At 67.6% G+C, this 19,420-nt stretch carries 19 protein-coding genes and 1 riboswitch; of the genes, 11 read left to right on the forward strand and 8 right to left on the reverse strand.

The window, feature by feature from the left end; all coding sequences use genetic code 11:
- On the forward strand, positions 1-543 hold a 543-nt coding region (locus tag QMZ25_RS05235; protein WP_283219227.1), incomplete at its 5' end, for a glycosyl hydrolase family 8.
- A gap of 41 nt (positions 544-584) precedes the next feature.
- Here QMZ25_RS05235 and QMZ25_RS05240 read toward each other — a convergent pair.
- On the reverse strand, positions 585-1,901 hold the full coding sequence (locus tag QMZ25_RS05240; protein WP_053518892.1) for an NCS2 family permease: 1,317 nt from the start codon (positions 1,899-1,901) through the stop codon (positions 585-587).
- Between the two features lie 84 nt (positions 1,902-1,985).
- A complete protein-coding gene (gene ettA / locus QMZ25_RS05245) occupies positions 1,986-3,650 on the reverse strand; it encodes an energy-dependent translational throttle protein EttA (protein WP_005415249.1) in 1,665 nt (554 codons plus the stop codon).
- Between the two features lie 251 nt (positions 3,651-3,901).
- On the opposite strand from ettA, the gene QMZ25_RS05250 reads away from it, so the two are divergent.
- From QMZ25_RS05250 to ribD, 5 genes are all read left to right on the forward strand, one after another.
- Positions 3,902-4,381 (forward strand): RcnB family protein, encoded by a 480-nt coding sequence (locus QMZ25_RS05250; RefSeq protein ID WP_065175826.1) that lies wholly within the window; start codon positions 3,902-3,904, stop codon positions 4,379-4,381.
- A 146-nt stretch (positions 4,382-4,527) separates the two neighbouring features.
- On the forward strand, positions 4,528-5,781 hold the full coding sequence (glyA, locus tag QMZ25_RS05255; RefSeq protein ID WP_065175825.1) for a serine hydroxymethyltransferase: 1,254 nt from the start codon (positions 4,528-4,530) through the stop codon (positions 5,779-5,781).
- An 81-nt stretch (positions 5,782-5,862) separates the two neighbouring features.
- On the forward strand, positions 5,863-6,297 hold the full coding sequence (locus QMZ25_RS05260) for a hypothetical protein (RefSeq protein WP_164151695.1): 435 nt from the start codon (positions 5,863-5,865) through the stop codon (positions 6,295-6,297).
- 215 nt (positions 6,298-6,512) lie between these two features.
- Positions 6,513-7,034, forward strand: a complete 522-nt coding sequence (gene nrdR, locus QMZ25_RS05265; RefSeq protein WP_053518899.1) for a transcriptional regulator NrdR — start codon at positions 6,513-6,515, stop codon at positions 7,032-7,034.
- Positions 7,035-7,195: 161 nt separating this feature from the next.
- Positions 7,196-8,281: a bifunctional diaminohydroxyphosphoribosylaminopyrimidine deaminase/5-amino-6-(5-phosphoribosylamino)uracil reductase RibD gene (ribD, locus tag QMZ25_RS05270; RefSeq protein ID WP_283219228.1), complete on the forward strand. Its 1,086-nt coding sequence runs from the start codon at positions 7,196-7,198 to the stop codon at positions 8,279-8,281.
- 33 nt (positions 8,282-8,314) lie between these two features.
- Here the strand turns inward: ribD and QMZ25_RS05275 are convergent, their stop codons facing one another.
- The 3 genes from QMZ25_RS05275 to QMZ25_RS05285 form a co-directional block, all read right to left on the reverse strand.
- Positions 8,315-9,274 carry a hypothetical protein gene (locus QMZ25_RS05275; RefSeq protein WP_283219229.1) on the reverse strand — a complete coding sequence of 320 codons (960 nt, stop codon included), beginning with the start codon at positions 9,272-9,274 and terminating at the stop codon, positions 8,315-8,317.
- A gap of 489 nt (positions 9,275-9,763) precedes the next feature.
- Complete coding sequence (locus QMZ25_RS05280) at positions 9,764-10,648, reverse strand: hypothetical protein (protein ID WP_263177322.1); 885 nt, start codon at positions 10,646-10,648, stop codon at positions 9,764-9,766.
- A 146-nt stretch (positions 10,649-10,794) separates the two neighbouring features.
- Positions 10,795-11,418: a hypothetical protein gene (locus QMZ25_RS05285; RefSeq protein WP_053518907.1), complete on the reverse strand. Its 624-nt coding sequence runs from the start codon at positions 11,416-11,418 to the stop codon at positions 10,795-10,797.
- Between the two features lie 237 nt (positions 11,419-11,655).
- A riboswitch (FMN riboswitch) is annotated at positions 11,656-11,801 on the forward strand.
- A gap of 74 nt (positions 11,802-11,875) precedes the next feature.
- Here QMZ25_RS05285 and QMZ25_RS05290 point away from each other — a divergent pair.
- The 5 genes from QMZ25_RS05290 to thiL all read left to right on the forward strand — a co-directional run bounded on the left by QMZ25_RS05290 (position 11,876) and on the right by thiL (position 15,763).
- Complete coding sequence (locus QMZ25_RS05290; protein ID WP_111186317.1) at positions 11,876-12,487, forward strand: riboflavin synthase; 612 nt, start codon at positions 11,876-11,878, stop codon at positions 12,485-12,487.
- The gene (ribB, locus tag QMZ25_RS05295) at positions 12,484-13,584 is read left to right on the forward strand and encodes a 3,4-dihydroxy-2-butanone-4-phosphate synthase (protein WP_053516472.1); all 1,101 of its coding nucleotides are present in this window, start codon (positions 12,484-12,486) and stop codon (positions 13,582-13,584) included. The genes QMZ25_RS05290 and ribB overlap by 4 nt, the downstream gene beginning before the upstream one ends.
- Positions 13,585-13,730: 146 nt before the next feature.
- Positions 13,731-14,198, forward strand: a complete 468-nt coding sequence (gene ribH / locus QMZ25_RS05300) for a 6,7-dimethyl-8-ribityllumazine synthase (protein WP_010481977.1) — start codon at positions 13,731-13,733, stop codon at positions 14,196-14,198.
- Positions 14,195-14,674 carry a transcription antitermination factor NusB gene (gene nusB / locus QMZ25_RS05305; protein WP_128989124.1) on the forward strand — a complete coding sequence of 160 codons (480 nt, stop codon included), beginning with the start codon at positions 14,195-14,197 and terminating at the stop codon, positions 14,672-14,674. Before ribH ends, nusB begins: the two co-directional genes overlap by 4 nt.
- Positions 14,675-14,800: 126 nt before the next feature.
- Positions 14,801-15,763, forward strand: coding sequence for a thiamine-phosphate kinase (thiL, locus tag QMZ25_RS05310; protein WP_197571635.1), 963 nt, complete (start codon positions 14,801-14,803; stop codon positions 15,761-15,763).
- A 72-nt stretch (positions 15,764-15,835) separates the two neighbouring features.
- On the opposite strand, the gene QMZ25_RS05315 is transcribed toward thiL, so the two are convergent.
- The 3 genes from QMZ25_RS05315 to QMZ25_RS05325 form a co-directional block, all read right to left on the reverse strand.
- Positions 15,836-17,221 (reverse strand): FAD-linked oxidase C-terminal domain-containing protein, encoded by a 1,386-nt coding sequence (locus QMZ25_RS05315; RefSeq protein WP_263177332.1) that lies wholly within the window; start codon positions 17,219-17,221, stop codon positions 15,836-15,838.
- Positions 17,222-17,318: 97 nt separating this feature from the next.
- Positions 17,319-17,687 carry a YraN family protein gene (locus tag QMZ25_RS05320; protein WP_283219230.1) on the reverse strand — a complete coding sequence of 123 codons (369 nt, stop codon included), beginning with the start codon at positions 17,685-17,687 and terminating at the stop codon, positions 17,319-17,321.
- Entirely contained in the window at positions 17,677-19,398 is a 1,722-nt protein-coding gene (locus tag QMZ25_RS05325; protein WP_128989130.1) for a penicillin-binding protein activator, read from the reverse strand. Before QMZ25_RS05325 ends, QMZ25_RS05320 begins: the two co-directional genes overlap by 11 nt.
- Positions 19,399-19,420: the final 22 nt, after the last annotated feature.

Consider the following 19,420-nt stretch of genomic DNA (forward strand, 5'->3'; position numbering starts at 1 on the left):
CGGCGCTTTGCCGCGGCCGATCGCAGTGGGCCCTGGGCGGAACTGGCGGACAACGCGACCACGCTGCTGGAGCAGACCAGCCCGCATGGCTATGCACCGGACTGGGCGGCGTGGCAGCAGGGACGCTTCGTGGTCGATCCGGTGAACGGAGCGGTGGGCGGCTACGACGCGATCCGCTGCTACACGTGGGCAGGCATGACGGCCCCGCGCGATCCGTTGTTCCGGCGGCAGCTGGCGGCGTTGTCCGGTCCGCTGCAGCGCCTGCGCAGCGGTGCGGCACTCTGGGAAAAGGTCGATACCCGCAGCGGGCAGGGGCAGGGCGAAGGCAACTATGGTTTCCGCGCGGCTGTACTGCCCTGTGTGCTGGCACAGCGCGAGCAGGGGCTGGCGAAGTCGCTGCTGGCCAGCCTGCCCAGCCCGGAACAGCAGCGTGCCGAGGCACCGGCCTACTATTCGCAGATGCTGGCCCTGTTCGGCCGGGGCTGGGCCGAGGGCCGCTGGCGTTTCGGCGTGGATGGCCAGCTGCGACCGGCCTGGCGATGAGTACACCACCAGCCCGCCGTGACAGCGGGCCCCTGCCCTGATTACTCCAGCGCGAAGCGCAGCACGAACAGCACGGCCACCAGCCACACCGCCGGATGCACCTCGCGCCAGCGGCCAGTGCCGGCCTTCAGCGCGGCGTAGGCGATGAAGCCGAAAGCCAGTCCATTGGCGATGGAGTAGGTGAACGGCATCGCCAGCGCGCACAGGGCCGCCGGCACCGATTCGGTGAGGTCGCTCCAGTCCACTTCCACCAGCTCGCGCAGCATCAACCCGGCAACGAACAGCAGGGCCGGTGCGGTGGCGTAGCTTGGCACCATCGAGGCCAGCGGCGAGAACAGCAGGGCGGCCAGGAACAGCGCGGCGACCACCAGGGCGGTGAGGCCGGTACGGCCGCCCACCTGCACGCCCGAGGCGCTTTCGGCGAATGCCGTGGTGCTGCTGGTGCCCAGCATGGAGCCGGCGACGATTGCCGTGCTGTCGGCCAGCAGTGCACGGCCGAAACGCTTCTGCGCACCCGGCAGCTTCAGCAGGCCGGCGCGGCCGACCACCCCGTACAGCGTGCCGGTGGCATCGAACACCTCCACCAGCACGAACACCAGCACCACCTGCAGCAGTACCGCGATGGGGGCACCGCCGTCGTGGTGCAGCAGGCCCGGCAGGTCCAGCTGCAGGAAGGTCGGCGCCAGGCTTGGCGGCAGGGACACCAGTCCCTGGTACTGCACGTCGCCCAGCGCCCAGCCGGCCCCAGTGACCGCCAGGATGCCGATCAGGATCGCACCACGGATGCGGCGCGCCTCCAGCACGGCGATCAGCAGGAAGCCGGCCAGTGCCAGCAGCGGTGGGGCGGTGTTGAGCGGGCCCAGCGCCACCAGCGTGTCCTCGTTGCCGATGATCACCCCGGACTTCTGCAGGGCGATGATGGCCAGGAACAGGCCGATGCCGGCGACGATGGCCGAGCGCAGTGACGAAGGAATGCCGGATACCAGCCAGGCACGCACGCCGGTCAGCGACAGCACCAGGAACACCAGGCCGGAGATGAACACTGCCGCCAGCGCCTGCTGCCAGGGCAGGCCGGCGGCGCCGACCACGGTGAAGGCAAAGAACGCGTTCAGGCCCATGCCCGGAGCCATGCCGACCGGGAAATTGGCTGCCAGCGCCATCACCGTGGAGCCCAGCGCGGCCGCCAGGCAGGTGGCGACAAATACCGCGCCCGCATCCATGCCGGTGGTGCCGAGGATTTCGGGGTTGACGAAGACGATGTAGGACATCGTCAGGAAGGTGGTGACACCGGCCAGCAGCTCGGTGCGCACGGTGGTGCCGTGCTGCTGCAGCTGGAACAGGCGTTCGAACAGGGACATGGGGCTTCTCGTGAAGGTGTCTCCCGGCAAGCGGGCGACCCACAGAAGGAGAAAGGCCGCGCGAGCGCGGCCTTTCCTGTTGCGTTACTTCAGTGCCTTGAAGCGCAGGCGCTTCGGCGCAGCGTCATCGCCCATGCGGCGCTTCTTGTCTTCCTCGTACTCGCGGTAGTTGCCCTGGAAGAACTCCACGTGCGAGTCGCCTTCGAAAGCGATGATGTGCGTGGCGATGCGGTCCAGGAACCAGCGGTCGTGCGAGATCACGAAGGTGTTGCCCGGGAACTCCAGCAGCGCGTCTTCCAGCGCACGCAGCGTTTCGATGTCCAGGTCGTTGGACGGTTCGTCGAGCAGCAGCACGTTGCCACCCTGCAGCAGGGTCTTGGCCATGTGCAGGCGGCCACGCTCACCACCGGACAGCGAGCCGACCATCTTCTGCTGGTCCTGGCCCTTGAAGTTGAAGCGGCCGATGTAGGCGCGCGACTGGATCTCGATGCCGTTGATGTTGAGGATGTCCAGGCCACCGGCGATTTCCTGGAAGACGTTGTGGTTGCCTTCCAGCTTGTCGCGGCTCTGGTCCACGTAGGACAGCTGCACGGTCGGGCCGATCACGATCTCGCCCGAATCCGGCTTCTCCTGGCCGGTGATCATCTTGAACAGCGTCGACTTGCCGGCGCCGTTCGGGCCGATGATGCCGACGATCGCGCCCGGCGGAATCAGCATCGACAGGTTGTCGATCAGCAGGCGGTCGCCGAACTTCTTGGACACATTCTTGAACTCCATCACCATGTTGCCCAGGCGCTCGCCCGGCGGGATGAAGATTTCGTTGGTCTCGTTGCGCTTCTGGTAATCCTGCGACTGCAGCTCTTCCAGGCGGGCCAGACGGGCCTTGCCCTTGGAACGGCCGCCCTTGGCGTTCTGGCGCGACCACTCCAGTTCCTTCTGGATCGCCTTCTGGCGGGCCTTTTCCTGGTTTTCTTCCTGCTTCAGGCGCTCATCCTTCTGCACCAGCCATTCGGTGTAGTTGCCCTTCCACGGAATGCCGCGGCCGCGGTCCAGTTCCAGGATCCACTCGGCGGCGTTGTCCAGGAAGTAGCGATCGTGGGTAACGGCCACCACGGTGCCGGTGTAGCGCGCCAGGAACTGTTCCAGCCATTCCACCGACTCGGCGTCGAGGTGGTTGGTCGGTTCGTCCAGCAGCAGCATGTCCGGCTTCTGCAGCAGCAGGCGGCACAGCGCGACGCGGCGCTTTTCACCGCCGGACAGGTTGGCGATCTTGGCATCCCACGGCGGCAGGCGCAGCGCATCGGCAGCCACGTCCAGCTGGTTTTCCAGGGTGTGCGCGTCGCCGGCGGCCAGGATCGCCTCCAGACGCTCCTGTTCCTTGGCCAGCGCGTCGAAGTCGGCGCCTTCCTCGGCGTAGGCGGCGTACACCGCCTCCAGCGCAGCCTGGGCCTGCAGCACTTCGCCCACGCCTTCCTCGACCGACTCGCGCACGGTCTTGTTCGGGTCCAGTTCCGGTTCCTGCGCCAGGTAGCCGACCTTGATGCCCGGCTGCGGGCGTGCCTCGCCCTCGAAATCGGTATCCACGCCGGCCATGATCTTCAGCACGGTCGACTTGCCGGCGCCGTTCAGGCCCAGCAGGCCGATCTTCGCGCCCGGGAAGAAGGACAGCGAGATGTCCTTGATGATCTGCCGCTTGGGCGGGACCACCTTGGACACGCGGTTCATGGTGTAGATGTATTGCGAGGACATGAGGTCTCCGTAGGCGCGACCCTGCGCCCGACCGTCACGGGAGGTTTCCCGGTGCGGCAGCGGGCACAGACTTGAATGGAATACCGCCAATTATAGCCGGAACCGGTTACCCGCCGCGCCACGGGTAGCCGGCCGGGCTGGCCGCGGCCTGAATCGCCGTCACAGTCCTGAAGCGGGAAGCGTTTCCAGCCGGAAACGGTTCAGATCCGGTGCGCAATATGGGGTCACCACCACCCAAGCAGAGGTCTGACATGCGCATCAATCGAGTAATGGCCGGAGCCGTGGCCTCTGTGCTGGCGCTCGGCGCGGTTGCCCCGGCATTTGCCGACGACGACCATCGCGGCCGCGGTCACGACCGCCGCGAGTGGCGGGAGGATCGTCGCGAGTGGCGACAGGACCGTCGTGACTGGGAGCGCGACCGCCGTGAGGCCCGGCGCGATTACCGGCAGGACCGCCGCGAGTGGCACCGTGACCATGACCGCTACTACCGCCCGGCACCGCCGCCGCGTGTGGTCTACCGCCCTGCCTACGGCCCCGGCTATGGCTGGAAGGTGGGGCACCGCTACCGCGACTACTATCGCGGCCCGATCTACGTGGTGAACGACTATCCGCGCTACCACCTGCGCCGTCCGCCGCATGGCCACCACTGGATCCGCGATGACCGCGGCAACATGCTGCTGGTGGCCATCGCCACCGGCGTGATCGCCCAGTACGTGCTCAGCAGCCGCTGAGGACCCCGCAACATCACTCGGAACCATACGGGGCCGGATTCCTTCGAGGGATCCGGCCCCGTCCGTTTCGGCCCCAGCCGGCCGGTGCGGGGCTACAATCAGGGGCTGAGCCGTACACCCCCTTTCCCTGCCTGCTGGAGTACCCGATGTTCCCGCGTGACGTCCGCATCGAATCCTACGATCCCGAACTGGCCAAGGCCATCGCCGCTGAGACCCAGCGCCAGGAAGACCATGTCGAGCTGATCGCCAGCGAGAACTACACCAGCCCGGCAGTGATGGAAGCGCAGGGCAGCCAGCTGACCAACAAGTACGCCGAAGGCTATCCGGGCAAGCGCTACTACGGTGGTTGCGAGTACGTGGACATCGCCGAGCAGCTGGCGATCGACCGCCTCAAGCAGCTGTTCGGCGCCGACTATGCGAACGTGCAGCCACACAGCGGCTCGCAGGCCAACCAGGCCGTGTACTTCGCGCTGCTGCAGCCGGGCGACACCATCCTCGGCATGAGCCTGGCCCACGGCGGCCACCTCACCCATGGCGCCAAGGTGAACGCCTCGGGCAAGCTGTTCAACGCCGTGCAGTACGGCGTGAACGACCAGGGCCTGATCGACTACGACGAAGTCGAGCGCCTGGCCCTGGAGCACAAGCCGAAGATGGTCGTGGCCGGCTTCTCGGCCTACTCGCAGGTGATCGACTGGGCACGCTTCCGCGCCATCGCCGACAAGGTCGGCGCCTACCTGTTCGTCGACATGGCCCATGTCGCCGGTCTGGTCGCCGCCGGCGTCTATCCGAGCCCGCTGGACCATGCCCACGTCGTCACCTCCACCACCCACAAGACCCTGCGCGGCCCGCGCGGCGGCATCATCGTCGCCAAGGGTGCCGATGAGGACCTGGTCAAGAAGCTGCAGTCGATCGTGTTCCCGGGTATCCAGGGCGGTCCGCTGATGCATGTCATCGCCGGCAAGGCGGTGGCCTTCAAGGAAGCGCTGGAACCGGCCTTCAAGACCTATCAACAGCAGGTGGTGAAGAACGCCCAGGCGATGGCGAGCACGCTCATCGCGCGCGGCTACAAGATCGTCTCCGGCGGCACCCAGAACCACCTGATGCTGGTGGACATGATCGGCAAGGACGTGTCCGGCAAGGACGCGGAAGCGGCACTGGGCAAGGCGCACATCACCGTCAACAAGAACTCGGTGCCGAACGACCCGCGTTCGCCGTTCGTGACCTCGGGCCTGCGCCTGGGTACGCCGGCGGTGACCACCCGTGGCTACACCGAGCAGGACTGCGTGGATCTGGCCAACTGGATCGCCGATGTCCTCGATGCGCCGAACGATGACGCCGTGATCGCCCGCGTGCGCGATGCCGTCAGCGCGCAGTGCCGCAAGTACCCGGTCTACGGTTGATCGGGTAATGGGGTCGGATCCCGTCCCGCAGGGAAGGGCTCTGACCCCGGGCCAAGTAGATCAACGCACATGGATGAGCGTATGGATGAACGTCTGCACAAGCGCCTGCACCTCGTGCAGGCCCTGCTGTTCGGGCTGCCTGGCGTGCTGCTGGGAGGCACCGTGGCCTTGGTGGGCGTGTACTCCGGCCTGACGCAGGAAACCCGCCTGCCGAGCCGGCTGCTGCTGGTGTGCTGGGGCACCGCCGGGGCGCTGGGCATTGTTGCCTGGTTGTACATAGGCGCCGGTTTCCTGCTGCAGGGCCGGTCTGGCCTGCAGGCAGTGGGCCGGGTGTGGTGGGCGTTGCTGGCGCTGGGCGCGCTGGCAGCAGTGCCCGCCGTCGTGCTCGGGCTGGTGGTCGGCCTGACCGAACGCATGGAGGGCTTCAGCCTGTTGCTGTTCGGCCCGCCGCTGTTGCTGCCCGCGGCGCATCTGGCCTGGCTGCGCTGGCGGCCTGCTCACCTTCCGGGCGCCTGACTTTTCAGGCAAGTCGCATGGTGGTGTAGGGATGGCATGTCCAGCCTCACGCATCAGGGTGTTTCTGAGTATCTGGGTGCATCTGGGACGGCTGCAGGGTTGCCCTTGACGAGGGACCGTACCGCACATGAAATTTGCCGGAAAGCCCCTTCTCAGGTACCTTTGCGACGCTGCCATGACCGTGGCATTAGGTTGTCCCCTGAGCCAGGCGTTCCATGTATTGCCCCTTCTGCCAACATGCCGATACCCGGGTCATCGACTCGCGCGTCTCTGAAGACGGCGCGACGATCCGCCGTCGGCGTGAGTGCGAGGCCTGCAACGAGCGCTTCAGCACCCTGGAAACCGTCGAACTGAAGCTGCCGGCCATCGTCAAGAGCGATGGCACCCGCGAGGCCTTCGACCAGCGCAAGGTACGCGCCGGCTTTGATCGCGCGCTACAGAAGCGTGCCGTGCCGGAAGACAAGATCGAAGCGGCGGTGCGTGCGGTAGTCCATCAGTTGCGCCTTAGTGGCGAGCGTGAAGTGCCTTCGATCAAGGTGGGCGAGTTCGTGATGAACGAGCTGCGCAAGCTCGATCACGTGGGGTACGTACGATTCGCTTCGGTCTACCGCAGCTTCGAGGATGTGGCCGATTTCCGCGAGGAAATCGAAAAACTCGAACGCGAGCTGCCGGCCAGCACCGAACAGCTGCAGCTGTTGGGCGATGTGATCGCCCTGGCCAAGAAGAAGAAGGGCTGACCGCCTCTGCCTGGTTGGGTGCCAACCCTGGTTGGCACTGATGGCGCATCCACTTGTGGGTGCCAACCTCGGTTGGCACCGATGGCCGCATTCACTGGTGGGTGCCAACCTTGGTTGGCACCGATGGCATGGATCAACACCGGCAGCGTTACCATGGCCAGATGACCACCCCATTCTCCGTACTCGACCATCTGCACATGGCCAGCGCGCTGCGCCTGGCTGAGCGCGCCGCCTACACCACCCGCCCCAATCCGATGGTCGGCTGCGTGATCGCCCATGGTGAACGTGTGGTCGGGCAGGGCTGGCACCAGCGTGCCGGTGGCCCGCATGCCGAAGTATTCGCGTTGCGCGAGGCCGGTGATGAGGCGCGCGGTGCCACTGCCTACGTCACCCTTGAGCCCTGCGCGCATTACGGGCGCACACCCCCCTGCGCACTGGCACTGATCGAGGCCGGTGTATCGCGTGTGGTCGCTGCGCTGCGTGATCCCTTCCCGCAGGTCGATGGCGGCGGATTCGACCTGCTGCGCGGCGCCGGCATCGAGGTCGCCGAAGGGCTGATGGCGGCGCAGGCACGCGAGCTCAACAAGGGCTTTCTGTCACGCGTGGAGCGCAATCGCCCGTGGTTGCGGGTGAAGCTGGCCGCCAGCCTGGACGGGCGTACGGCGATGGCCGACGGCGCGTCCAAATGGATCACCGGAGCAGCGGCGCGCGAAGACGTGCAGCACTGGCGTGCACGCGCCGGCGCGATCCTGACCGGTGCCGATACCGTCCTGGCTGATGATCCGATGCTGACCGTGCGCCTGCGGGACGTCGACGTGATGCCGCCGCTGCGCGTCGTGCTCGATTCGCGCCTGCGTTCCCTGCAGTGCAGCCGCGTGCGCGAGGGTGGGGCACCCACGTTGTACCTGCACGATGCGGCGGTCAGCGCACCGGATGCCGCCGATGCCGAGTTCGCCTGCGTGCCCAGTGCCGACGGCCGTCTCGATCTTGGCGCGATGCTGACCCTGCTGGCCGGGCGCGGCATCAACGAAGTGCATACCGAAGCCGGCGCTACGCTGGCCGGTGCGCTGCTGCGCGGCGGCTGGGTGGATGAGCTGCTGCTGTACCAGGCGCCCACCCTGCTGGGTGACCGGGCCCGCCCGCTGCTGGCCGGGCTGGGCATCGAAGCGATGCAGCAGCAACGCCGGCTGCGCGTGGTCGAGCAATGCCAGGTGGGTGAGGACCTGCGCCTGCTGCTGCACACATGATGCAGTGGCAGACGCCGTCCCCGGTCCGGACTGTCATTCGTGGAATCGGACCGAGGCGGCGATGGCATCAATCGCCTCTTCCACCTCCTGCGTGCTCTCCGCCGGCAGAATCGCGGCCAGACGGACAAACCGCTCACCTGGCCAGAGTGCAAGGTAGTGGCGGTAGTGACGCCCGTCGGGTGTGAGTCCATCAACGCGGTGTCCCTCGATGCCGCCGAACGGCACGTTACTCCTCGAGGCAACGGTCCCTCCCTGGATGCGGACAGTTCCAGCAATCAACTGATCGGATACCTCCGCCAGATCGTCCGAATCAAACGGCAAAGAAAGCTGGGAGGCGACGACCACAAGAGGTTGGCGACCCTCGGGATCCGTATCCAGTTCACCGGCCGTAAGGATTACGGCCGAGTTTGCAAGGGTGTCGATCAGCCGGAAGGGAGGCTCGGTTCTGACGCTGAAGGGCATGGCGGCGACTTTCTGCTCAAGCGTGGCCTGTGCGCCAAGGGTCACCGAGGCCAGAGCACGCATTGCCTGCTTGTGCGTCAGCCCATGTTCGCGCGGGGCCTGGATCGTGATCATGACCGTTGGAGAGCCGCTGAACAGCGCAACCCACTTGTCGAAGGTGTAACCGTGGGCGATCTGGCTGCCAATGACCACCGGAATCGTCCGCCCCTCGCTGGTGACCGATTCCAGACGGTCGACCCGGACGCCCTGGCTGGCAAAGCGGTTGCGCGCGGTTGCCTCGTCTACAAACAGTCCGCTGACGGCGGCACGGGCGTCGGCGGGCAGTTCGGCGACCAGGATGCTGGCGCGACCATCTTCGCTGGCGAAGCCGGAGAAATGGGGTGCTGGCGCGAATCCCGGAGGTGGCGCGAGGCTGACGACCGAGCCGGGTATGGCCATCGGGGTCTGAGCGCCCTGCGCGCAGCCGATCAGCAGCAGGGAGGGCAGCAGCCGCAGCGCGGCGCGAGCAAGGGGTCTGAGCGAAGCGAACATCTGTATTTCCAACATGATAGAGAGAAGAGATACGTGGTGACTCGTGCCGGCTCTGCCAGCAGACACCGATGGCTCTCGGTGTCCCTTGTGAGCAGCGCTGCGTCCATGGCTCGGCATCGGCGCGTCGCTGGACGGCCTGCTCATGAGCGTTGTTCAGGCGTAACACACGCCGGGAGAATTCGTCATCGCGGGCCAGCGAGCATGGAACGCGCTGGCGAACGACGCGCGTGCACCGTCCACCCCCAGCTTCACGCGGCGGGCGTTACCTGTCCATGCAACAGTTCCGAAAGTCGGACTTCGGCGGTCACTGACACTGACAGCTGGAGCACGGTGCGCGCATTGCACGCGCCTGGAGAACCGGGCAAAAGCCCTGCACGACGGCGAGCGCCACCCGCATCGCCAGGTGTTCGGCAACATCCGGACGACGATGAGGAAAGTTGACGGCAGCGCAGTGTCGCCGGGCATGGCCCGGCGCTACCACTTAGCGGCTCAGGTGCATTCGTCGGTCCACATCATCTCGGCCAGCGGGCGCAGTGCCTTGCACTCCTGCGTCATCTCCTCGACCGACTGCACCTGCGCTTTGGCCTTCAGCTCTTCGGCCATCGCGTCCACGCCGCTGATCTGGTCGGGCGCGATCTTCGCCACGCAGCTGCGGTGCTGCTGCAGCAGCAGGTCGCAGCCGGGTATGCCGGTCACTTTCGGCGCGTTGGCCGCCTGCGCGTCCTGCATCCAGTCCTCGAACGGAGCCAGCGCACCGGCCACGGTGCCCACCAGATCATCGAAGTTGCCGCTGTACCAGTAGCCGTTGTCCTTGGCCGGGTAGAGGGTGAAGGTGCCGCTGACCGGCACGCGTGCACCACTCTGCAGCGCCTGGGTGTAGGCGTCGGTGAACTGCTTGCGCGAGGCCGGGCTGGCATGGTCGGCCAGGCTGGCGGCGAACAGCGGGCGGACCTTGCCCAGGTCGGGCACCTGGCAGGTGTAGGTGATCCGCGCCAGCTTCTGGTCTTCAACGTATTCGTTGTCTTCGATCACGCTCTGGGTTGCGCGGCACTTCGAATCACGCAGCGCCTTGGCGTACAGCGCTTCGGTGGCCGCAGCGTCGATCGAAGCGCCGGTGCTGGCCAGTACCGTCTGCCAGGGTTCGGCCAATGCCTTGGCCAGCGCGCCCGGGTTTGGGGTCACGGCGTCCTGGCCCTCGAACGCCGGCTTCAGCGCGTCGTTGAGCGTGCGCGTGGCGGTCGCGTCGTCTTCCAGCAGTACGCGGGAATAGAGATCGAACGTCTGTTCGGGGCTCAGCTGCGTCGAGGCGGCGCTGGCGAACAGGGGAGCGCACAACAGTGCAGTGGCCAGCAGGGAGCGCAGGGGGGTCTTCATGACAGTGATTCCGGGTCCAGAGGCGGGCAAGCCTAGCGCATCTGCCCACGCTTTCGATGGTGCGATGCAGCCAGGTAACGGTGTGCAGCGGAAAAAAAACGGGCCCCTTGCGGGGCCCGTTCGATCGCACGACGAGGATCGGGCAATCAGAAGCTGGCGCGGACGCCGGCCGAGAACTGGGTGACATCGCGCTGGCCGGAGACTTCTCCCACCAGGCCCCAGGTCGGGGTGAAATTGATCTGGCCACCGACGGTGCCGACCCAGGTGCCCTTGAAGTCGTTGCCGCCATCCATGTAGCCGGCCTTGGCCCACGCTTCGGTCTTCGGCGAAGGCTTGCCACGCACGCCCATGGTGGCGCGGGCCAGGTTGGTGTGATCCTTCAGGTGTTCGCGGCCGAACAGATCCGATTTCACGGTCAGCTCGGCGTTCTGGCGCACCCAGGCGATGTCGGCGGTGTAGTCCAGGCGGTCCGTCCACGGCATGTGGTAGCCGATGCCCAGCTCAGGCTGGTCCAGTTCGAACTTGGCCGACGCACCGGTGAAGTGGTAGCTCTTGCTGGTACGCGACCAGCTGCCGAACACGTGCACCTGCTCGGCCAGCGCGAACGAACCGCGCACGTAGCCGCCGTCAAGCTTCGGGTCGTTGAAATCGCTGTCGTCGGTCTTGACCTGGGTCCAGCCACCTTCGACGTAGGTGTAGCTCAGCCCTTCGGCGGCCGAGGCCAGCGGAGCGACGGCCAGCAGGCTGGCGATGATCAGGAGCTTGCGCATGGGAATTCCTGTGAATTGCAGTCCATTGGCGGGCGCGCCGGAGGCGCAGCCCGTGGCGACCTCATGTCGTCCGCGGCGAATTTTAATGAAAGTTTTACAAAATGCGAGAGACAGCCGTCACAGGCTGGGCAGGCTTGGGGTCAGATCCGTTTCCCGCCGGGAAACGGCTGCGGCGCCGGGCATCCCACCCCGTTCAGCCCGGGCTGGTACACTTGCTGCGCCGGTTCGCCGGTACACAAACGTCTTCAGGGCGGGGTGCAACTCCCCACCGGCGGTAGGTGCGCAAGCACGAGCCCGCGAGCGCCCCGGTCCACGGCCGGGGGTCAGCAGATCCGGTTCAAGGCCGGAGCCGACGGTCATAGTCCGGATGAAAGAAGACGGTGCCACAGGGCTCATGCCCTGCGCGTGCCTGTTTGCCTTGCGGCGTTTTTCGCTCACATCCTGCGGAGAACGTTACTTGTTTACTGGAATCATCGAAGGCGTCGGCCGTCTGGCCGCACGCGAGTCCATCGGCGGCGATGTCCGCTTCACCTTCAATGTCGGCAACCTGCCGTTCGATCACGTGCAGATGGGCGAAAGCATCGCCATCAACGGTGTCTGCCTGACGGTCATCGCATTCGACGCCAACAGCTTCCAGGCCGATGCCTCCACCGAGACGCTGGGCCTGACCACGCTGGGCCAACTCGAGCAGGGCGCGGTCATCAACCTCGAGCGTGCCATGCGCCCGACCGATCGTCTGGGTGGGCATCTGGTCAGCGGCCACGTTGATGGCCTGGGCCAGGTGCTGTCCATCCACGATGACGCGCGCGCCCAGCGCTGGCGCTTCGCCGCGCCGGCCTCGCTGCTGCGCTACATCGCCAAGAAAGGCTCGATCTGCGTGGACGGCGTCAGCCTCACCGTCAACGAAGTGGACGAGGAAGGCTTCGAGGTCGCGCTGATCCCGCATACCGTGGCCAACACCGCCTTCTCCGCCTCCGGCGTGGGCAGTGCGGTGAACCTGGAAATCGACCTGGTCGCCCGTTATGTCGAACGTCTTGTTGGCGGGCACCTGCAGGGAGGCGCAGCATGAACTTCGCGCCGATCCCCGAGATCCTGGAAGACATCCGCCAGGGCCGCATGGTTGTCATCGTCGATGACGAGGACCGCGAGAACGAAGGCGACCTGATCATGGCTGCCGAGCTGGTCAAGGCCAGCGACATCAACTTCATGGTTACCCATGGCCGTGGCCTGGTGTGCCTGCCGTTGACCCGCACCCGCGCCGCCGACCTGGGCCTGGCGCCGATGGTGCAGGCCAACACCGCGCAGTTCCAGACCAATTTCACCGTCAGCATCGAAGCGGCCGAGGGCGTGACCACCGGCATCTCCGCCCATGACCGCGCGCATACCATCCGCACCGCGGTGAAACCCAACGCGCGGCCATCGGACCTGCACCAGCCTGGCCACATCTTCCCGCTGATCGCCCAGCCGGGCGGCGTGCTGACCCGCGCCGGCCACACCGAAGCGGGTGTGGACCTGGCCATGCTGGCCGGGCTGGAACCGGCCGGCGTGCTGGTGGAGATCCTCAACCCGGACGGCAGCATGGCGCGTCGCCCGGAGCTGGAAGTGTTCGCCCGCGAGCACGGCCTGAAGATGGGCTCCATCGCCGACCTGATCGCCTACCGCCTGGCCACCGAGAAGACTGTCGAACGCGTCGATGAGCGCGACATCGATACCGAGTTTGGCCCGTTCAGGCTGGTGACCTACCGCGACCGCATCGCCCACGACCTGCACTTCGCCCTGGTCCGCGGCACTCCCGACGCTGGCACGCCTACCCTGGTGCGCGTGCAGGTGGAGAATCCGCTGGCCGACCTGCTGCACTGGCGTCGTGACGATTTCGGCGTGGCCGCCACCGACGCGCTGCGTGCGATCGCCGCCGAAGGTGCCGGCGTGATGGTGGTGCTGTCGGCGCCGCGCGATGGCGAGGCGCTGCTCGCCCGCCTGCGCCAGCAGCCCGCACCGGTGGTGCCGGGCAAGGACAAGGATGTGGGCCAGTGGCGCCGCAATGGCGCCGGTGCGCAGATCCTGTCCGATCTGGGGCTGGGCAAGCTGCGCGTGCTGGGCACGCCGCGCCGGCAGATCGGCCTGGCCGGCTATGGCCTGGAAGTGGTGGAGACGGTGGCCCTGTAACGGTCGCCCCGTGGGGTCGGAGGCCGCGGTGCGGGATCCGACCCCGGTAGCGCCGGGCCATGCCCGGCGGATGCCAGGCCCCCGCCAACCACGGCCGGGGCCCATCCACGCTAGAATTACCCCTTATCGAGTCCCCCAAGCCGCATATGAGCCACTACGAAGGCGATCTTCGCACTCCCGAGTCGGCGCGCTTTGCCATCCTGGCCAGCCGCTGGAACGCCCGCATCACCGATACGCTGGTGGCCGGCGCACGCCAGAGCCTGGCCGGCAACGGCATCACCGAAGCCAACATCGACGTGATCCGGGTGCCGGGCGCCTGGGAACTGCCGCTGGTCGCCGCACGCCTGGCCGCCGCCCATGAACACGCCGCCATCCTCACCCTCGGCTGTGTGATCCGCGGCGACACCCGTCATTACGAACACGTGGCCGACCGCTGCGCCGAAGGCCTGATGCGCGTGCAGCTGGATTTCGGCGTGCCGGTACTGAACGGCGTGCTGGCGGTGGAGCGCGTGGAAGATGCCGAGGCCCGCGCCGGCGGCAGCCACGGCAACAAGGGCGAGGAAGTCGCACTCGCCGCATTGGAAATGGTCAATCTTCTGGAGCAGCTGCCATGAACAAGAACACCCAGGGCAAGCCCTCCGGTAAACCCGTCCGCCGCGATGGCATTGATCCGGTGCTGCGCTCGCGCGCGCGCCGTCGTGCCGTGCAGGCCGTCTACGCGTGGCAGATCTCCGGCGGCAACGCACAGTCGCTGATCGCCCAGTTCGCGCATGAGCAGGCCCGCGAGATCGCCGATCTGGCGTACTTCGAGGCGCTGATGCACGGCGTGCTCGACAACCGCACCGACATCGACGAAGCGCTGGCCCCGTATCTGGACCGTGGCATCGAGGAAGTCGATGCCATCGAACGCGCGGTGCTGCGCCTGGCCGCGTACGAGCTGCGCTACCGCCTGGACGTGCCGTACCGCGTGGTGATCAACGAGGCCATCGAATCGGCCAAGCGCTTCGGCTCCGAACACGGCCACACCTACGTCAACGGTGTGCTGGACCGCGCCGCCGTGGAATGGCGCAAGGTCGAATCGGGCCACTGACCCGATCGCTGTAGAGCCGTGCCCTGCCTGGCTTGCCGCGCGGGGCAGGGCTGCGTCCGGTAGTGTGGCGCGTGATCGAACTGCAGCCGCGCATGGCCCGGCTGCTACATAAGAGCAGAACGCCCCATGTCCCTGGCCGAATTCGCCCTCATCGACCGTATCCGCGCCCGCACCGCCGAGCGCGACGACGTGCTGCTCGGCATCGGTGACGATGCTGCGCTGCTGCAGCCGCGCGCGAATGAACAGCTGGTGGTGACCGCCGATACACTCAACAGTGGCGTGCACTTCCCGGTGGAGACGCCGGCCTTCGATATCGGCTGGAAGACGCTGGCGGTCAATCTGTCCGATCTTGCGTCGATGGGCGCGCGACCGGCCTGGTGCACCCTGGCGCTGTCATTGCCGGAAACGTCCGAAGACTGGATCGAGGCATTCGCCGATGGCTTCTTCGCATTGGCCGACCAGCATGACGTCGCGCTGATCGGGGGTGACACCACGCGCGGACCGCTGTCGTTGTCTGTCACCGCAATGGGCCAGGTTGGCCGTGGTCAGGCCCTGCGCCGCGACCGTGCACAGGCCGGCGATGACATCTGGGTCAGTGGCACGCTGGGGGATGCGGCAGGTGCGCTGCGCCTGTGGCAACAGGGGGCGCTGAACGTGGCCACGGCCACGTTGCTGGCCGATTACGAACGCCTGCGCCTGCGCCTGCTGCGGCCGACGCCGCGTGTCACCCTCGGCCTGCGCCTGCGTGCCTTCGCGCATGCGGCAGTGGATGTGTCCGACGGACTGCTGGCCGATCTGGGCCACATCGCCCGCCGCAGTGACGTGGCAGCTCATGTCGATACCGATGCGTTGCCGATCTCGCACGCGCTGCGTGAGCTGCTCGGCCGCGATGGCGCGCGCGACTGTGCATTGCGTGGCGGAGACGACTACGAGTTGTGCTTCACCGCGGCCGCCGATCAGCGCGACGCACTGCATTACCTCGCCGAATCGCTGGACCTGCCGCTCACCCGCATTGGCCGCATCGCCGAAGGGCAGGGCGTGCACGTGGATGGCGAAGTGGCCGACGGTGGTTATCAGCACTTCGCCTGACGAATGAGAACGCCGGGCATGGCCCGGCGCTACCGTCCTGACACGGACGGCGTTCATGCACAGGGCGGCGCCTCATGCAGGAGGCAGCACCTTGCCCGGGTTGAGGATGCCATCCGGGTCCAGCGTGGCCTTGATCGCGCGCATGGTCGCCAGCGTGGCGGGAGTGAACGCCTGCGCCATGAAATCGCGCTTGGCCAGGCCAATGCCATGTTCACCGGACAGTGTGCCGCCCAGCGCCAGCGTCAGCGCGAAGATCTTCGGCAGCGCCGCATGCGCTCGCGCGCTCTCATCGGCATCGTCCGGGTGGTACAGGATGTTGACATGCAGGTTGCCGTTGCCGGCATGGCCGAAGGTGACGATGGTCAGGCTGTACTCGCCTGCCAGCGCCTGTACCCCGGCAACCAGGTCGGGAATGCGCGATACCGGCACCACCACGTCTTCGTTGATCTTGCCGGGTGCAACGCTGCGCAGCGCGGGCGACAGTGCCTTGCGCGCCGCCCACAGCTGGTCGCGTGCGCGGCCCTCCATCGCTACGTCCAGTTCCATCATGCCGTCGCCTTCGGCAGCGCTGGCCAGCGCCTGCAGCAGGTAGGGCAGGGTGTCGTGGTCGCCATCGGCCTCGACCAGCAGCATCGCGCCGGCCTCCGGTACGTCGGCGCCATTGAGGCGCAGCAGCTCCAGGCTGCGCGCGTCCATGAACTCCAGGCGGGTCGGTACCACTGGCTGCGACATCAGCCGCGATACCGCGGCGGCGGCGGCATCGGCATCGCGGTACAGCACGCGCAGTCCGGCCTGCGCGACCGGCAGCGGCGTCAGCTTCAAGGTAGCTTCCACGATCAGCGCCAGGGTGCCCTCGCTACCCACCAGCAGGTGGGTCAGGTCGTAGCCGGTGGCATCCTTGGTATAGGCACCACCGCAGCGGATCACCTCGCCGGTGCCGGTGACCGCGACCAGCCCCAGTACGTTGTCTCGGCTGGTGCCGTACTTCACCGCGCGTGGGCCACCGGCATTGCAGGCGAGATTGCCGCCGACGCTGCAGATCTCCGCGCTGGACGGGTCCGGCGCCCAGAACAGCCCATGCGGTGTCAGCGCCTGCTGCAGGGCGCCGTTGAGCACGCCAGGCTGCACCACCGCGCAGCGATCACCGGCACGGATCTCGACGATGCGATCCATGCGGGTGAACGACAGCACGATGCTGCCCGGCAGGGGCACCGCCGCCCCGGTGGTACCGGTGCCCGCGCCACGCGCGACCAGGGCCACGCCGTGCACACGGCAGGCGCGGACCAGCGCCTGCACCTGTTCGGTGTCGGCCGGCAGCGCGACGGCGGCGGGGCGTTGCCGGCGCCATGAGTTGTCCTGCGCATTCGCCTCCAGCGCGGTGTCATCCATGCGCCAGCCCTCCGTGCCCAGCAGGGCGGACAGTTCGGCAACCAGGGCAGCGGGCAGGGCAGGGCTCATGTTGGATCTCGTGGAACAACCGGTACGGAGTGGATGGCCTTGCAGGCGGCCTCTGCGCCGGGCATCGGCACGGCAGCGTGGGTGATGATCGAGGGCATCAGCAGTCGTCCAGCCGGAACGCGTCGCGCAGCCAGTGCAGCCGTGGCGGTTCGCCGCTGGCCTCGACCACGTCGAAGCGGCAGGGCGCATCGGCCAGTGCAGGATGCGCCTGCAGGTACAACTGTGCGGCCTGTACCAGGCGCCGGCATTTGCGGGGGTCGACCGAGGCGGCAGCGCCGCCGAAGTCGCTGCGCGCGCGGTACCGCACCTCCACGAAAACCACGGTACCGGCGTCGTCCATCACCAGGTCCAGTTCACCGCTTCGATAACGGACATTGCGCGCGCGTGGCTGCAGCCCGGCCTGTTGCAGGTGCAGCTCGGCGGCGGTTTCCACCGCCGAGCCCCGCTGCGTGCGCTCAGCGACCACCGACGATCGGCATCGGCCGGCCGCCGCTGAAGGTCGACCACGCCGGCTGGCGCAGGATGTTGCCATTGCCATCGAGGAACAGGGTGCCGGTGGCGCCTTCCAGGCCGCCTTCGTTGGCCAGCTTGTCCAGATAGCTGCTGATCTTCCACGCGTCGGCGCCGAAGGCGAACAGGCGGCCGGCGGCACCGCGCGCGCTGGGCAGCGTGCTGGCGACCTGGCTGGCCGACGGCAGGCCGGAGACACTGCGCACGTTCCAGGCTTCATTCGGGTAGACGATGCCGTCCAGTGCCACGTCCTCCTCCACCTTGCCGCTGCCGATGGTCAGCTGGGACGTGCCGACGCGGGTGGCGCCGCCGACACCGGCCAGCGCCAGCTGCGGCGCGAGCAGCCGCGCCTGCGGAGCGCGCACGGCGAGAAACACAGCGTCGACCTGGCCGGCATTGCGCACCTGGGCGCCGACATCGCCCACCGCTTCAGGGACCGATACCGTGGCGGCCACCTGGCCACCGCGCTGGGTGAAACGCTGGGAGAAGGCCGCGGCGGCGCGGCGGCCGGTATCGTCGCTGCTGCTGATGACCAGGGCGCGATTGCGCTCACGGCCACGCAGGTATTCGGCGGCGACGATGCCGTCGTCTTCCGGGGCGAGCGAGAAGCCGGCGCTGCCGGCCGGCGGTGAATCCTTGCCACGGTTCAGCGCCAGCACCGGCACCTGCAGCGGCTGGCGGCCGTATACCGCATCCACTTCATCGCGGCCCAGCGGGCCAACGACGAAGTCGGCACCGGAGGCCACTGCCTTGTCGTAAGCAGCCAATGCCCCGGCCGGCGTGCCGGCGGTATCGAAGAAATTGATGTCCGGGCGGCGGCGCGATTCGCCGTAATAGGCGGCGAGCAGGCCATCGCGCACCGGCTGTGCCGCGGTGGCGAGGCGGCCACTGAGCGGCAGCAGCACGGCCAGCTTCGCCGGCGGGCGGTAGCCATCGCTCATTGCCGGCGGGCGCTTGCTGGTGTCGAACTGGGCGGCACCGTCGCGGTCGAACGGACGCGGAAGCGGCAGGCCGCGGGCGATCAACGCACGGCCGGCGAAGTTGTACAGCGGATCGTTGGCCGGCAGCGCGGCGGCACGGCTGCGCAGCGTGGCATCGTCGAGGGTGCCAAGCAGGCCTGAAATGGCCGCCTGGTTCTCGTTGCGCGCGCTGCCGGTGAGGCCGGCCTGCGCGCGTGCGCGGTCGCTGGCGGCGCCGAAGGCATCGCCAGTGGCCTGCAGGGCCTGGGCACGGGCGAGCAGCCAGCGCGTGCGCAGGCCGGGTGCGACGTTGTCGCCATTGTCCTTGAGCAGGGCCAACGCCTGTGCGGGTTGCTTGTCAGCCAGTGCCAGCTCGGCGCCGGTCAGCTGGTAACGCTGCAGGCTGGCACCGGACAGCTGGCGGGCGCTGAGCTGCCCCAACAGGCTGCGCGCGCGGGTGCTGTCGCCGGCCAGGTGCCACGCCCAGGCTGCATCCGCCAGGGCATTGCTGCGCGCGCTGCCGCGCAGGGTGGCCGCCAGGCCCTCCAGCTGCATCGCGGCGTCGCGCGGCTTGCCCTGTTCGATCAGCGCCAGCGCCTGGCTCTGGGCCGGCGATTCGGGCGCGCTGGTGAAGCTGGTGGTGGCACAGCCGGCCAGGAGCATCAGCGACAACGAAAGGGCGGAGATGCGTGCGGCGGGCTTGTTCATGATCGGGTCCATGCGATGAGGG

The sequence above is a fragment of the Stenotrophomonas sp. RS-48 genome, assembly GCF_030053245.1.
Lineage (GTDB): Bacteria > Pseudomonadota > Gammaproteobacteria > Xanthomonadales > Xanthomonadaceae > Stenotrophomonas > Stenotrophomonas maltophilia_P.

Excerpts from the sequence above, each read along its gene's own strand:
- ettA (WP_005415249.1), bottom strand. The coding sequence starts at position 3,650 with ATGTCCTCGCAATACATCTACACCATGAACCGCGTGTCCAAGGTGGTC.
- QMZ25_RS05325 (WP_128989130.1), bottom strand. The coding sequence starts at position 19,398 with ATGAACAAGCCCGCCGCACGCATCTCCGCCCTTTCGTTGTCGCTGATG.
- QMZ25_RS05315 (WP_263177332.1), bottom strand. The coding sequence starts at position 17,221 with ATGAGCCCTGCCCTGCCCGCTGCCCTGGTTGCCGAACTGTCCGCCCTG.
- QMZ25_RS05260 (WP_164151695.1), top strand. The coding sequence starts at position 5,863 with ATGGATGAACGTCTGCACAAGCGCCTGCACCTCGTGCAGGCCCTGCTG.
- QMZ25_RS05250 (WP_065175826.1), top strand. The coding sequence starts at position 3,902 with ATGCGCATCAATCGAGTAATGGCCGGAGCCGTGGCCTCTGTGCTGGCG.
- ribB (WP_053516472.1), top strand. The coding sequence starts at position 12,484 with ATGAACTTCGCGCCGATCCCCGAGATCCTGGAAGACATCCGCCAGGGC.
- thiL (WP_197571635.1), top strand. The coding sequence starts at position 14,801 with ATGTCCCTGGCCGAATTCGCCCTCATCGACCGTATCCGCGCCCGCACC.
- QMZ25_RS05240 (WP_053518892.1), bottom strand. The coding sequence starts at position 1,901 with ATGTCCCTGTTCGAACGCCTGTTCCAGCTGCAGCAGCACGGCACCACC.
- glyA (WP_065175825.1), top strand. The coding sequence starts at position 4,528 with ATGTTCCCGCGTGACGTCCGCATCGAATCCTACGATCCCGAACTGGCC.
- QMZ25_RS05280 (WP_263177322.1), bottom strand. The coding sequence starts at position 10,648 with ATGAAGACCCCCCTGCGCTCCCTGCTGGCCACTGCACTGTTGTGCGCT.
- ribD (WP_283219228.1), top strand. The coding sequence starts at position 7,196 with ATGACCACCCCATTCTCCGTACTCGACCATCTGCACATGGCCAGCGCG.
- nrdR (WP_053518899.1), top strand. The coding sequence starts at position 6,513 with ATGTATTGCCCCTTCTGCCAACATGCCGATACCCGGGTCATCGACTCG.
- QMZ25_RS05285 (WP_053518907.1), bottom strand. The coding sequence starts at position 11,418 with ATGCGCAAGCTCCTGATCATCGCCAGCCTGCTGGCCGTCGCTCCGCTG.
- nusB (WP_128989124.1), top strand. The coding sequence starts at position 14,195 with ATGAACAAGAACACCCAGGGCAAGCCCTCCGGTAAACCCGTCCGCCGC.
- ribH (WP_010481977.1), top strand. The coding sequence starts at position 13,731 with ATGAGCCACTACGAAGGCGATCTTCGCACTCCCGAGTCGGCGCGCTTT.
- QMZ25_RS05275 (WP_283219229.1), bottom strand. The coding sequence starts at position 9,274 with ATGTTCGCTTCGCTCAGACCCCTTGCTCGCGCCGCGCTGCGGCTGCTG.